Annotated in this window: 12 protein-coding genes and 1 pseudogene; 7 read left to right on the top strand and 6 right to left on the bottom strand. The window is 72.7% G+C overall.

The features are described 5' to 3' along the window. Positions 1 to 7: 7 nt before the first annotated feature. The 3 genes and pseudogenes from DFP74_RS05415 (at position 8) to DFP74_RS05410 (ending at position 3,040) form a co-directional block, all read left to right on the top strand. Positions 8 to 1,570, top strand: a complete 1,563-nt coding sequence (locus tag DFP74_RS05415) for a S1C family serine protease (RefSeq protein ID WP_370013342.1) — start codon at positions 8 to 10, stop codon at positions 1,568 to 1,570. A gap of 138 nt (positions 1,571 to 1,708) precedes the next feature. Then, positions 1,709 to 1,798: pseudogene (locus DFP74_RS34175) on the top strand (hypothetical protein); the annotation flags it as partial. Positions 1,799 to 1,864: 66 nt separating this feature from the next. Then, positions 1,865 to 3,040, top strand: a complete 1,176-nt coding sequence (locus DFP74_RS05410; RefSeq protein WP_121188044.1) for an IS30 family transposase — start codon at positions 1,865 to 1,867, stop codon at positions 3,038 to 3,040. 69 nt (positions 3,041 to 3,109) lie between these two features. Here DFP74_RS05410 and DFP74_RS05405 read toward each other — a convergent pair whose 3' ends face one another. Beyond that, positions 3,110 to 4,249 (bottom strand): Mrp/NBP35 family ATP-binding protein, encoded by a 1,140-nt coding sequence (locus tag DFP74_RS05405; RefSeq protein WP_121180699.1) that lies wholly within the window; start codon positions 4,247 to 4,249, stop codon positions 3,110 to 3,112. A gap of 406 nt (positions 4,250 to 4,655) precedes the next feature. On the opposite strand from DFP74_RS05405, the gene DFP74_RS05400 reads away from it, so the two are divergent. Beyond that, positions 4,656 to 5,669: a CPBP family intramembrane glutamic endopeptidase gene (locus DFP74_RS05400; protein WP_121188043.1), complete on the top strand. Its 1,014-nt coding sequence runs from the start codon at positions 4,656 to 4,658 to the stop codon at positions 5,667 to 5,669. A 20-nt stretch (positions 5,670 to 5,689) separates the two neighbouring features. Here DFP74_RS05400 and sph read toward each other — a convergent pair whose 3' ends face one another. Continuing rightward, entirely contained in the window at positions 5,690 to 6,640 is a 951-nt protein-coding gene (sph, locus tag DFP74_RS05395; RefSeq protein WP_121180698.1) for a sphingomyelin phosphodiesterase, read from the bottom strand. 148 nt (positions 6,641 to 6,788) lie between these two features. Beyond that, the gene (locus DFP74_RS05390; RefSeq protein WP_121180697.1) at positions 6,789 to 8,444 is read right to left on the bottom strand and encodes an amidohydrolase; all 1,656 of its coding nucleotides are present in this window, start codon (positions 8,442 to 8,444) and stop codon (positions 6,789 to 6,791) included. Positions 8,445 to 8,564: 120 nt separating this feature from the next. Here DFP74_RS05390 and DFP74_RS05385 point away from each other — a divergent pair, with 120 nt between their 5' ends. Then, positions 8,565 to 9,278, top strand: coding sequence for a TetR/AcrR family transcriptional regulator (locus tag DFP74_RS05385; RefSeq protein WP_121180696.1), 714 nt, complete (start codon positions 8,565 to 8,567; stop codon positions 9,276 to 9,278). A 12-nt stretch (positions 9,279 to 9,290) separates the two neighbouring features. Here the strand turns inward: DFP74_RS05385 and DFP74_RS05380 are convergent, their stop codons facing one another. Continuing rightward, positions 9,291 to 9,803 (bottom strand): GtrA family protein, encoded by a 513-nt coding sequence (locus tag DFP74_RS05380; protein WP_121180695.1) that lies wholly within the window; start codon positions 9,801 to 9,803, stop codon positions 9,291 to 9,293. A gap of 207 nt (positions 9,804 to 10,010) precedes the next feature. Here DFP74_RS05380 and DFP74_RS05375 point away from each other — a divergent pair, with 207 nt between their 5' ends. Together DFP74_RS05375 and purE are read left to right on the top strand one after the other, a co-directional pair. Beyond that, positions 10,011 to 11,168 (top strand): 5-(carboxyamino)imidazole ribonucleotide synthase, encoded by a 1,158-nt coding sequence (locus DFP74_RS05375; protein WP_121180694.1) that lies wholly within the window; start codon positions 10,011 to 10,013, stop codon positions 11,166 to 11,168. Continuing rightward, positions 11,165 to 11,710, top strand: coding sequence for a 5-(carboxyamino)imidazole ribonucleotide mutase (gene purE, locus DFP74_RS05370; RefSeq protein WP_370013341.1), 546 nt, complete (start codon positions 11,165 to 11,167; stop codon positions 11,708 to 11,710). Before DFP74_RS05375 ends, purE begins: the two co-directional genes overlap by 4 nt. A 54-nt stretch (positions 11,711 to 11,764) precedes the next feature. On the opposite strand, the gene DFP74_RS05365 is transcribed toward purE, so the two are convergent. Both DFP74_RS05365 and DFP74_RS05360 read right to left on the bottom strand, forming a co-directional pair. Beyond that, positions 11,765 to 12,103: a hypothetical protein gene (locus tag DFP74_RS05365; protein WP_121180693.1), complete on the bottom strand. Its 339-nt coding sequence runs from the start codon at positions 12,101 to 12,103 to the stop codon at positions 11,765 to 11,767. 132 nt (positions 12,104 to 12,235) lie between these two features. Further along, entirely contained in the window at positions 12,236 to 12,829 is a 594-nt protein-coding gene (locus DFP74_RS05360; protein ID WP_121180692.1) for a TetR/AcrR family transcriptional regulator, read from the bottom strand. Positions 12,830 to 12,872 lie beyond the last annotated feature (43 nt).

Here is a 12,872-nt window from a genome sequence, read left to right as displayed (position 1 = left end):
GCAGGTCTTGAGTGAGGACTTCGGTCGACCGGACCACGGGGGCGACCCCGGTCGGGCGACCCCACCCCAGGGTGGAACACCCCCGGACCCCGTCGGGCCGCCCGTGCCGCCCGCGGGTCGCCCGCCCACCGGAGCGGCCCCGGGCTTCGCCGCGCCCCCGAACACGGGCTCCTTCCCCGCCCCGGGAACCGCGGGCGCCCCCGTGCCGCCTCCGGGCCACACGAACCAGCCCACGAACCAGCCCACGAACCAGCCCACGGGACAGCAGGCGTCCCAGGGCCGCACCGCCTCCGCCGCGATGGGCGCGGACGGCCGGCCGACCGGACACCAGAGCGCCGGCGGACCGCACCCCGGGCCGCAGCTGCCGCAGCCCCAGCCGTCCGGTCCCGGCGGCCCCCCGCCCGGACCGCCGCCCGGTCCCGGCGGGGCGCACCCCGGTCAGCCTCCGGGGTCCTATGCCGCGCCGTCCCCCCGCCGCCGCGGCGTCCCGGCCTGGATGGCGCTGTCCGGCCTGCTCGTCGTCGCCCTCATCGCGGGCGGCGCCGGCGGTGTGGCGGGCTCCTACCTCGCCCGTCCGGCCGCACCGGCGGCCGAGGCCGAGGACGAGGGCGCCAACCTCAACGAACCCCCGCCCGAGGCTCCCGAGCGCGACCCCGACTCCATCGCGGGCGTGGCCCAGAGGGTCAGCCCGAGCGTGGTCTCCATCCAGAGCGCGGACTCCCGGATCGCCGGCGGCGGTTCCGGGTTCGTCATCAGCGGCGACCACGTCGTCACCAACGACCACGTCTCCTCCGTGCTGCAGGAGGACGGCATCCGCATCGAGTACAGCGACGGCACGCTGTCCGACGCCACCGTGGTCGGCTCCGACCCCAGTTCGGACCTCGCGGTGCTGGCGCTCGACAGCCCCAAGGAGGACGTCGAGGCGCTGGAGTTCGGCGACTCCGACCTGGCGCTCGTGGGCGACGAGGTCATCGCCATCGGCGCGCCGCTGGGCTACGCGGGCACCGTCACGCAGGGGATCATCAGCGCCGTGGACCGCCCGGTCAGCTCCGGCGAGGGCCCCAACGCCAGCCGGTTCTACGCCATCCAGACCGACGCGGCGATCAACCCGGGCAACTCGGGCGGTCCGCTCGTGGACTCCGAGGGGCGGGTCATCGGGGTGAACTCGATGATCGTGAGCATGGCGGGGTACATGGGCGAGTCCACGGGCAACATCGGCCTGGGCTTCGCGATCCCGGCCAACGAGGCGGAGCGCGTGGTGAACCGGCTCGTCGACCACGGCGAGACCACCTACGCCGACATCGGCGCGGAGATCGACCTGGAGAGCCCGATCGCCGGGGCGGTCATCGCCGAGGGCTCGCAGGCGGTCGAGTCCGGCGGCCCGGCCGACGTGGCGGGTCTGCGGTCCGGCGACGTCATCGTGTCCCTGGACGGGCGGCGGGTGCAGTCCGGCTCGGAGCTGATGGCCATGCTGCGCGACCGCACCCCGGGCAGCGAGGTCGACCTGGAGTACGAGCGTGACGGTGTGCGCGAGAGCACCAGCATCACCCTGGGCGCGACCGCCGACTGACGACGGCACGACGAGGGCCCCGGCGCGATCCTTGGGTTCTAGCGGTGGTCGCAACACCCTGACTTTGGGGAGGTTGCGGCCACCGTGTCGTTTTCGAAGAAGGAACTGGCTCGTCTGCGAACACAGTTCCTCGAGCAGATGGCCGAGATCGGTAGCGTCACCGAGGTCGCACGCCGCCTCGGGGTGAACCGCAACACCGCGTTCTCCTGGGCCAGGAAAGCCGGGCTGCGCTCCCAACGCCAGCAACGACCGCACCCGGCACGCCAGGAGTACGAACGCCTGCGCAACAGCGCCGTGCCCCGCCCAGAAGCCGCACGACGAGCCGGGATCAACGAACGCACCGCCCGGGACTGGGACCACGGGGTACGCAAGTCCCGCAACTCCAGGTTCTACCCTGATGGCCGCCGTGTGAACTACTCCACCGGACAGACCACCATAGAGTCCATGACCAGTCCTCCAGCAGCGCTGGACACACTCCAAAAGCAGGTCCACCCGCGTTTTCTGACCCTCGCAGACCGGGAGCGGATCGCGGATCTGGACCGAGCGGGGTGGAGCCGGCGGGCGATCGGCCGCGACCTGGGGCGCCCGGCCTCCACGATCAAACGCGAACTCGACCACCACCGCAACGCCGATGGGTCCTACGGTGCCTATACCGCCCAGCGTCGGGCGAGCGCCCAACGGGTGCGTCCCAAACCCGCCAAACTCGCTGCCCCGGGCCGCCTGCGGGACTATGTCGCCCAGGGACTGCGGAAGCGGTGGTCGCCGGAGCAGATCAGCAACCGGCTCGTTGAGGACTTTCCCGGCGAGGAGGACATGCGTGTGAGCCACGAGACGATCTACCAGGCGCTCTACGTCCAGGCCCGCGGCGGGCTCAAACGCGAGGTCTCCGCGGCGTTGCGCACCGGCCGGCTCCGACGCACGCCGCACCGCTCACCCGAGCACAGGCGGAGCCGGTTCACCGATCCGATGGTGATGATCAGCGAGCGCCCCGCCGAGGTCGAGGACCGTGCCGTGCCGGGGCACTGGGAGGGCGATCTGATCACGGGTGCGCACAACAAGTCCGCGATCATCACCCTGGTCGAGCGCTCCACCCGGTACGTGATGCTGGGGCACGTGCCCGGCGAGCACACCGCCGAGGCGGTCGGGGGTGTGCTGAGCGAACTGATCACCGCGCTGCCTGATCATCTGCGGGGGTCGCTGACCTGGGACCAGGGCAGCGAGATGGCCGGCCACAAGGCGTTCAGCGTGGCCACGGGGGTGCCGGTGTTCTTCTGCGATCCCGCCTCCCCCTGGCAGCGCGGATCGAATGAGAACACCAACGGGCTGCTGCGCCAGTACTTCCCCAAGGGCACGGACCTGTCCGTTCATGGCCGGCTGGATCTGGAGCATGTCGCTCAGGAACTGAACGAGCGTCCACGCAAGACGCTCGGCTGGGAAACCCCAGCCGAGCGTCTGGCTACACTCGTTTGATCAACGAGGTGTTGCGAGGACCCCTTGAATCCGCCATCGCGCCGGGGCCCTCGCGCGCGTGCGAGGCCGCTAGCGGCCGGCCGGGGAGATGCCCAGCTGCATGCCCGCGAGACCGCGGGGCTTGCCCGCCAGGGTCTCGGCGATGGAGCACATGATCTTGCTGGCGTCGGCGTCGGGGTCGGTCAGGACCAGGGGCTTGCCCTCGTCGCCGCCCTCGCGCACCCGGGTGTCCAGCGGGATCTGGCCCAGCAGCGGGATGTCGGTGCCCAGCGTCCGGCTCAGGGCGTCGGCGACCGTCTGGCCGCCCCCCTCGCCGAAGAGCCGCAGCGGCTCCCCTCCGCCCGGCGGGACGAAGTAGGACATGTTCTCGATGACGCCGGCGATGCGCTGGTGCGTCTGCGCCGTGATCGCCCCGGCGCGCTCGGCGACCTCGGCGGCCGCCATCTGCGGCGTGGTCACCACGAGCAGCTCGGCGTTCGGCAGCAGCTGCGCGACCGAGATGGCGATGTCGCCGGTGCCCGGGGGCAGGTCCATCAGCAGGACGTCGAGGTCGCCCCAGTACACGTCGGACAGGAACTGCTGCAGCGCGCGGTGCAGCATCGGGCCGCGCCACACCACGGGCTGGTTGCCCTGGGTGAACATGCCCACCGAGATGACCTTGATGTCGTGCGCGGTGGGCGGGAGGATCATGTCCTCGACCTTGGTCGGGTAGTCCGACGCACCGAGCATGCGCGGCACCGAGTGGCCGTAGATGTCGGCGTCGACGACGCCGACCTTGTGGCCCTGAGCCGCCATGGCCGCGGCGAGGTTGACGGTGACCGAGGACTTGCCCACACCGCCCTTGCCGGAGGCGACGGCGAAGACCTTGGTGAGGGAGTTCGGCTTGGCGAAGGGGATCTCCTTCTCCGCCTGGCCGCCGCGCAGCTGCGTCTGCAGCGCCTTGCGCTGTTCGTCGCTCATGACGTCGAGTTCGACGCTGACGGAGGTGACCCCGGCGACCTTGGTCACCGCTTCGGTCACGTCCTTCTCGATGCGCCCCTTCATCGGGCATCCGGCGACGGTCAGGAAGATGCCGACGCGGACGGCACCATCGTCGGCGATGTCGACACTCTTGACCATGCCGAGGTCGGTGATGGGGCGGTGGATCTCCGGATCTTGCACCGTGGCCAGGGCCTTGCGCACCTGCTCGGTGGATGGTGTGGAGGACATGTACTCAATCGTAGGTCAGTGGGATGGGGTACTCGGCCTGTGGAGTCGGACCCACGCGACCATCTGTCACAACGGGCGGCGACCCGTCGGCTATTCCGTTCCGAACGTGGCTCGGGCCACGCCCACGGCTCTTGATCCGCAGGGTGATCGTCCGATAACGGCAGGTCCTTAACACAGGCAATACAGGGCCGGATAGTAGTCTCGGCGCACGATGGGAAATGTTCCGCCGCCGCATGGTTCGTCCTGGCCCGCCGCGCCCCAGGGGCCGCAGGGCCGGGCCTTCGAGGGCTACCCGCAGGAGCAGGACTGGGCCGGTCCGCCCGGGGGCGGGCGGCTCACTCCGCCCGGGGGGCAGCCCGCGGTCAGCGCCGAGGCGTCCGTGTGGGCCTGGCCCCCGCCGCGTCCGGTGCGCACCAACGAGTTCGCCAGCGCGGGCCTGCCGGAGGGGCAGCCCTACCACCGGCTCGGCCGCAACTCCCGGTACCGGTGGTGGACGCCGCCGCTGACCCTGTCGGTCCTCGGAATCCTGCTGGTCTTCCTGTGGATCGCCATGGTGCTCGCGATCACCATCGTCGCGGTCATCGGCGGTAGCGGCCTGGCACCCGACACGGTGAGCGTGGGAGAGGTCGCGGGGCTCGCGTTCGGACTCGCGCCGACCGCGCTGCTGATCCCGATCGTGTTGTTCGTGGTGCGGGTGGTGCAGTGGCGCAGAGTGGGAACTCTGATGTCGGTGGAAGGCCGGATGCGCTGGCGCTGGCTGCTGCGCTGCCTGGCCGCCGCGCTCGTGCCGGTCGGGGTGTGCCTGATCGCCTTCCTGTTCCTGGTGGACCGCCTGGCGCCGGGGGCAGCGCCCGTGCGGGACACCGGGGGAGCGGAGGTGTTCGCGGCGGCGGTGCTCGTCATCGTCCTGCTGGTGCCGTTCCAGGCCGCGGCCGAGGAGCTCACCGTGCGGGGCCTGATGATGCAGCTCGTCGGATCGCTGGGCGCGGGGCCGGGCGAGCGCCGGGGCGGGGGCCCCGCCTCGCGGGTGCTGCGCTCCCCGGGGACGGCGGTCCTGGCGGGGGGCACCCTGGTACCGGTGCTCTACGCGGCCACGCACCCCGACGACCCGTGGGTGACGTCCTCGCTCACGGTCATGGGGCTGGGGATGGCCTGGCTGACCTGGCGCACGGGGGGCGTCGAGGCCGCGATCGGCCTGCACGTGGTCAGCAGCCTGGTCCAGTTCCTGCTCACCGCCTACGAGGGCCGGTTGTCGGAGGTCGGCACGGGGGCCGTCCTCGGCGCCGGACTGCCGCCGGGCGCGGGGACTCCGCTCGGGCTGGCGCTGGCGGTGGTCCAGGTGGGCGTGTACGCGCTGGGGGTGAGCTGGCTCGCCGACCGCGGGGGCGTGCGGCGAGTCAGCGCCCTGGCGCGGCGCTGACCGCCGCGCCCGACCCACGGTCAGCCGGCGGAGCCGAAGACCGGGTAGTGGTCGGAGTAGTCGTCGAAGGTGTAGGTCCGGCCCCAGGACGACACGGACCAGGGCTCGCTCTTGACGTCGCCCGTCCGGTTGGTGAACGACGCCGGGGCCGCGCCGCCCCGGATCGGCAGGACGTGGTCGAGCCCCTGCGGTTCCCAGCCGGGGTAGTCGTACCCGGCGATGGAGTTGGTGCCGGGGTCCCAGGAGTAGGGTGCGCCGCTCAGGGCCGGCTCGACCGCGTCGAGCCGTTCGAGGGCGCGGTCCCACTCCCCGCCGCCGCCGACGATGTTGAGGTCGCCCGCCACGTAGACGGGTTCGTCGTCGGGGATCGCGTCGATGACGGCGCGGATCTGTCCGAGCTGGTGGGTGCGCACGTCCTCGTCCTCGCCGTCGGCGCAGGAACCGTCCTCCGACTGCATGTGGGTGCCGATGACGTGCAGGGGGCCGTCGGGGGTGGCCAGCTCCACGCTGGCGAAGCCCTTGTTGGCGAACCAGTCGGAACCGCAGGCGCGCGAGAAGACGTGCTGTTCCCGGCGGACGATCGGCCAGACGCTGTGGACGCTGACACCGCCGTTGGTGGTGGTGTGGTCGCGGTAGCCGGTGGTGGCGTCCCATCCCGAGCGGGAGCGCCCCACGACGGGGGTGCCGTGGGGGTACTCCTCTGCGATCCCGGCGCGCAGGACGTCGGCGGAGGCGTTGTCGAAGAGCTCCTGCAGGACCACGACGTCCTGGCCGGACACCACGCCGTCCCGGGCGATGAGGTCCGCGCGCAGCTCCTGGCCCCAGTTCGGGTAGAGCGCGCGGGGCAGGAGGAAGGCGTTGTAGGTGGCGATGCGGGGCGAGGGGCCGGGGTCGGCCCACGCGGGGCCCGCGGCCACGAGGAGGGGGAGGATCAGGGCGACGATGAGGGCGGGGGCTGTTCGTCTGTGCACGACAGCACAGCCTGTCCAGCCGAGGACACCGCCCGGGCACCGTGGGGTTACCGGTTGGTGGCGAACGCGTGCACGGTCCCCGGGCCCGCCCGGGGTCCAGGGGCCGGCTCCGTGGCCCCCGACCCCCGGCGGGACCGTCGCGGCCGGGTCAGGTGCCGGACACCTCGTGGACGGCCTCGCCCTCCACGAGGGTGAGCGCGACACGGGTCTCGTGGATCGCCTCCGGCGGACCCGCGAACGGGTCGCGGTCCAGGACCACCAGGTCCGCCAGGGCCCCCGGCCGGATCGCTCCGGTGTCGTCGAGGCGGTTCACGTACGCCGAACCCGCCGTGTAGGCCGTGATGGCCGTTCTCAGGTCCAGGCGCTCCCGTGGGAGGAACACCGGGCCCGACGAACCCGGCAGCACCCTGTTGACCGCGACGTGCACGCCCAGGATCGGGTCCGGGCTGCTCACCGGCCAGTCGCTGCCCGCCGCCAGGACCGCCCCGGCCCGGTGCAGCGATCCGAACGGGTACTGCCACCCGGCCCTCTCGGCCCCCAGGAACGGGATGGTCAGCTCGTCCATCTGCGGCTCGTGGGCCGCCCACAGGGGCTGGAGGTTCGCGGTCGCTCCCAGGGCCGCGAAACGGGGCACGTCGTCCGGGTGGACGACCTGCAGGTGCGCCAGGTGCGGACGGTTCGCCGACGGTCCGTTGGCCTGGCGCGCCGCCTCGACCGCGTCCAGGGCGTCGCGCACGGCGCGGTCGCCCAGAGCGTGGAAGTGCACCTGGAAGCCGAGCGCGTCCAGCTCCGTGACGTAGCCGGGAAGCCGCTCCGGATCCACGAAACTCGTCCCCCGGTTGCCCGTGGGGCACCCGCAGCCGTCCAGGTACGGGTCGAGCATCGCCGCGGTGCCCGTCTCGGCGACCCCGTCGAGCATGATCTTCACCGTGTCCGCGCGGAACCGTCCGTGGCTCAGGGCCGCGCGGCGTTCGAGGAGTTCGGGGATCTGCTCGGCGCCGCGGTCGCGGTCCCACCACAGCGCGCCGACGACCCGGGCGGTGAGCGCGCCCTCGCGCGCGAGCGCCGCGTAGGTCGCCGACACGTCCGGCATGCCCAGGACGGCCCCGACGATGGCGTCCTGCCAGGCCGTGATCCCCAACGCGTGCAGGTGCTCCTGCGCGCGCACCAGTGCGGCGCGCAGCTCCGCGGGGGAGGGCGCCGGGGCCAGGCGGCCGACCAGGTCCATGGCCCCTTCCTGGAGCAGCCCGGTGGGCTCGCCGTCGGCGTCGCGCTCGATGCGGCCGCCGGCCGGGTCGGGAGTGTGGCGTGTGACGCCCGCCAGCTCCAGGGCCCGGCTGTTGACCCAGGCGCCGTGGTGGTCCCGGTTGGGCAGGTAGGCCGGGCGGTCCGGGACCACGGCGTCCAGGGCGGACCGGTGCGGTGCGCCGCCCTCGAAGGCCTCCATGGACCATCCGCCGCCGGTGATCCACGCCCGGTCGGTGTGCGTGGTGGCGTAGGCGGCCACCGCCGCGACGGTCTTCGCCGCGGTCCGGGCCGCGGTCAGGTCGCAGTGGACCATCTCCAGCCCGGCGGTGGCCGGGTGCACGTGGGCGTCCTGGAAGCCGGGAATCAGGAGCCGGCCGGCCAGGTCCACGACTCTGGTGGAGGGCCCGGCCAGGTCCAGGACCTCGTCGCGGCCCACGGCCGTGACACGGCCGCCGGTGACGGCGACGGACGTGGCGCCGCCGGGAGACCCGGGAAGGCCGTCGGGGGTGAGCACGTGTCCGCCGGTGAGGACGAGGTCGGCGTGGTGGGAGTTCATCGGTGAGGGCTCCGTTCATCGGGGGCGGTGCACGGAAATGGAACAGCCCGGCCTCTTCACAGGTCAATCGTGTTGTCATAAGCTTCCGGCACCTGAGAGCCCACGACCCCCGAGGTGCCGATGACCGAGCGCGTGGTTCCGCCCGGCGAGCGGCGGCGCAGGCGGCCGACCAAGCGGGGGGTCGTGCTGTCGGAGGAGCTGATCGTCGCGACGGCGCTGCGGCTGATCGGCGAACACGGGGCCGAAGCACTGACCGTCCGGCGGCTGGGCCACGCGCTCGGCGCCGACCCCAGCAGCCTGTACCGCTACTTCAGAAGCTCCGACGACCTGATGCTGGCCGTGGCCGACGAGATGATCGGCCGTGTCCTGCGGCAGTGGCGGCCCACCGGGGACTGGCGCGCCGACCTGCGCGACCTGGGGCTCAGGATGCACGCCGGGGCCCTGTCACACCCGCAGGCGACCGTGTTGGGCGCCTGCCGCGTGACCGGCCGCGTGCACGAGATACGGGCGGTGGAGGAGATCCTGGCGGTGCTGCGTGGGGCGGGATTCCCCGACGCCGAGGCGGTGCGGACCTACCACGCCTTCATCGACACGACCCTGGGCTTCGCGGCCCTGGACGCGGCGAACAGGGCGCTGCCCAAGGCCTCCCGTGAACACGAGGAACGGGTGTGGCGGGAGACCTACGCGGGCCTGCCGGAGGAGACCCACCCCAACATCGCCGCGACGGCCCCGCTGCTCGCGGCCAGTATGCGGGGGAGCGCCTACGCCACGGCCCTGGACATGCTGCTGGCGGCCGCCGCGGCACGCCTGGCCCACCTGACCCGGGAGCCGTGACGCGGGCCTGGCTCAGTGGCCCTCGGCCACGGGGCGGACCGCGGGGCCCTCGGCGGGATCCGTCGCCGCGGGCGCGCTCGGCTCGGGCTCGGGAGGAAGCGGGAAGACCCAGGTCCGGTAGGACCAGAAGCGGAACAGCGTCCCCAGGCCCACGCCCACGACGTTGCCCGCGATGTTCTGGGCGAGCGGGCCGCTCAGGCCGAGGAGGTAGACCGCGACGCCCAGGCAGGCCAGCTGGATGAGCATGCCCACGCCGTTCATCGCCAGGAACAGCAGCGTCTCGCGCCAGTAACCCGTACGGGCGCGGTCCCGGAAGGTCCAGAACCGGTTGCCGACGAACGCGACCGCGATCGAGCACAGCGTCCCGATCAGCTGTCCGGTGATGGCCTCCGCGCCCGCCACCTGCCACAGGAGGTTCGTCACACCGATCTGCACGACGTAGGCCACCGCGCCGACCGAGCCGAACTTGCCCAGCTCTTTGGCGAGCCTGTCGAGTTTGGGGTGACGTGAGAGGAACTGTCGCACGGCCTTGGCCTCCGGGCGCGGGTCGGGAGTGGGTCGAGCGGGGGCGACCGGCGGTACGGCCTCGGGCCCTCGCGCGCACACGCCCTAGACTCTAGCCGGGGACTGGAGCTAGACCCCGGCCGCGGGTTCCGAGCCGACCCGGCCAGGTTCCGCCGCGAGCGGAGCCGTCCCGTCACCGCGGTGGACGAGCATGTGAGTTGAGGAACTGTGAGCGAGCGTAACCGCACCGTCCCCCGTGTGGGAATGGTCGGAGGTGGCCAACTCTCCCGGATGACCCACCAGGCGGGCATCGCGCTGGGCGTGGACTTCGCCGTCCTGGCGGCCAGTCCCACCGACAGCGCCGCGCTGGTCTGCGGCGACGTCACCCTGGGCAACGATCGCGGCCTGGACGACGTCCTGGCCTTCGCCAAGGCCCAGGACGTGGTGACCTTCGACCACGAACACGTGCCCGAGCCCGTCCTACGGGCCGTGGAGGAGGCGGGCGGCCTGCTGCGGCCCGGCCGCGACGCCCTCCGCTTCGCCCAGGACAAGCTGCGCATGCGCACCAGGATGAGCGAGCTCGGCGCCCCCTCGCCCGCGTGGCGGGCGGTCACCACGACCGACCAGGTGGCCGCCTTCGCCGAGGGCACCGGCTGGCCGGTCGTGCTCAAGGCCGCCCGCGGCGGCTACGACGGCAAGGGCGTGTGGGTGGTGGCCACTCCCGCCGAGGCGCAGGAGGTCGTCGCGCGCGCCGCGGCCGAGGAGGTGCCGCTGCTGGTGGAGGAGAAGGTCGACTTCCGCCGCGAGCTGGCGGTGCAGGTCGCGCGCTCCCCGCACGGCCAGGTCGCCGTCTACCCGGTCGTGGAGACCGTGCAGCGCGGCGGTATCTGCCACGAGGTGATCGCGCCGGCGCCCGGCCTGGACGACGAGAAGGCGACCCGCGCCCAGGAGCTGGCGATCGAGACCGCCCACGCGCTCGACGTCACCGGCGTCCTGGCCGTGGAGCTGTTCGAGACCGCCGAGGGCGTGGTCGTCAACGAGCTGGCCATGCGCCCGCACAACTCCGGCCACTGGAGCATCGAGGGCGCGCGTACGTCCCAGTTCGAGCAGCACCTGCGCGCGGTGCTCAACCTTCCCCTGGGTTCCCCGCGCACCAACGCGCCCTACACCGTCATGGCCAACCTGCTGGGCGGCGAGGACCCCGAGGTCTACCGCCGCTACCTGCACGTCATGGCCAAGGATCCCGAGGTGAAGGTGCACTTCTACGGCAAGGACGTGCGTCCGGGCCGCAAGATCGGGCACGTCACCGTGATGGGCGACGACTACCAGGACCTGCTGGAGCGCGCCCGCGACGCCGCTGACTACCTGCGAGGAGACGGACAGTGACTGACAACGCCGATGGGCGGGGCCCCGTGGTGGGCATCGTGATGGGGTCGGACTCCGACTGGCCGGTGATGCGCGAGGCCGCCGACGCCCTCCGGGAGTTCGACATCGCCTTCGAGGCCGACGTGGTCTCGGCGCACCGCATGCCGCACGACATGATCGCCTACGGGGAGCGGGCGGCCGAGCGCGGGCTCAAGGTCATCATCGCGGGTGCGGGCGGAGCCGCCCATCTGCCGGGGATGCTGGCGTCGGTGACGACGCTGCCGGTGGTGGGCGTGCCGGTGCCGCTGAAGCACCTGGACGGCATGGACTCACTGCTGTCCATCGTCCAGATGCCCGCCGGGGTGCCGGTGGCGACGGTGGCGGTGGGCGCGGCCCGCAACGCGGGTCTGCTGGCGGTGCGCGTGCTGGCCGCCGGGGACCCGGCCCTGACCGCGCGGATGACGCGCTTCCAGGAGGAGCTCAAGTCGCAGGCCTACGCCAAGGGCGAGCGGCTGCGCCGTGAGGTCGCCGAAGGCGGCAAGCCCACGGGCTTCGGCCGCTGACCGGCGGCGCAGGCCCGGGCGAACGGCCCGGGCCGGGCGCGGCGCGCGGGCCGGTCAGTAGGTGAGCCCGCGGACCAGTTCGTCGTGCTCGGCCAGCCGGCCGGGGCACACGTGCTCGATGTGCACCCGTCGCACGGACAGGTCGCGGGCCGGGTCGCCGCCGTCGGACATCGCCGCCGCGGCCAGGGCGAACTGCCGTTCGTCGCTCTCGCACACGGTGTCCGCCGCCTCGCGCAGTTCTTGCCAGGTCTGGTCGTCCATCTCCCCCGGATCGACCCCGAGGACGTCGGCCGCATCCGATCGATGGGCGTCCTCGTCGTAGGGGGAGCAGCCGGCGGTCAGGACGAGGAGGACGACGGCGGCCAGGGGCACCAGGGCGCGCAGGTATGCCACGGGGGGATGCCTTTCGGGTGTGGGGGAGCACCGGAGCGGGCGGGGCGCGGGACGCGGGACGCGCACCAGTGTGCACCACACCCGGCGGCGTCCGCCACCAGGGATTTCGCCGACGCGGACGGTCTCCACGCCCTAAGGGGAGGTCGAGCCCTCCGGGGCGGCGGTGCCGGCCAGGGCCATGATCCCGGCGGCGGCCTGGTCGGGGGCCGGCAGGGAGTCCGGGTCGACGACCGCCTGCATGACGTAGCCCGTCACCAGCGCGTACGTGACAGAACCGAGCCCGGCGGCGGTGGCGGCGTCCACGTCGCCTTCGGGGACACCGAGGACGAGGGCCGCCATGGACACGCGCGCCTGCTCGTGCGCGGCGGTCATCTTCTCGCGCACGTCGGCGTCGAAGGGCACCTGGGCCAGTGCCTGGGTTCCGGCCACCAGCACGGGCATCTGGTCGGGCATGGTCCGGAACAGGGACTCCAACAGGTCGTGGACCCGTTCGCGCGGTGTCCGCCGGCCCGCGGCGCGCACGCCCGCCTCGAAGAGGTCGCCCCACTCGCTGGACGCCTCGATGACCGCGGTGTTCATGAGGTTGTCCTTGGACCCGAAGTGGTAGCCGATGGAGGCCAGGTGCGCTCCTGAGGCCGCCGCGATGTCGCGTGCCGTCGTCCGGCTGTATCCCTTGTCGACCAGGCACTTCTTGGCGCCCGCCAGCAGGTCCTCACGTTGGCTCATGCGCGCAGCCTACCATTTTGACGGACGTACGTATTGACGCACG

It is taken from the genome of Nocardiopsis sp. Huas11, assembly GCF_003634495.1.
Lineage (GTDB): Bacteria > Actinomycetota > Actinomycetes > Streptosporangiales > Streptosporangiaceae > Nocardiopsis.
The sequence above is the reverse complement of the archived record's forward strand: the minus strand, read 5'-3'. Positions and strand labels throughout refer to the sequence as shown.

Coding starts and splice junctions, on each gene's coding strand:
- DFP74_RS05405 (WP_121180699.1), bottom strand. CDS start 4,249: ATGTCCTCCACACCATCCACCGAGCAGGTGCGCAAGGCCCTGGCCACG.
- DFP74_RS05390 (WP_121180697.1), bottom strand. CDS start 8,444: ATGAACTCCCACCACGCCGACCTCGTCCTCACCGGCGGACACGTGCTC.
- DFP74_RS05385 (WP_121180696.1), top strand. CDS start 8,565: ATGACCGAGCGCGTGGTTCCGCCCGGCGAGCGGCGGCGCAGGCGGCCG.
- DFP74_RS05360 (WP_121180692.1), bottom strand. CDS start 12,829: ATGAGCCAACGTGAGGACCTGCTGGCGGGCGCCAAGAAGTGCCTGGTC.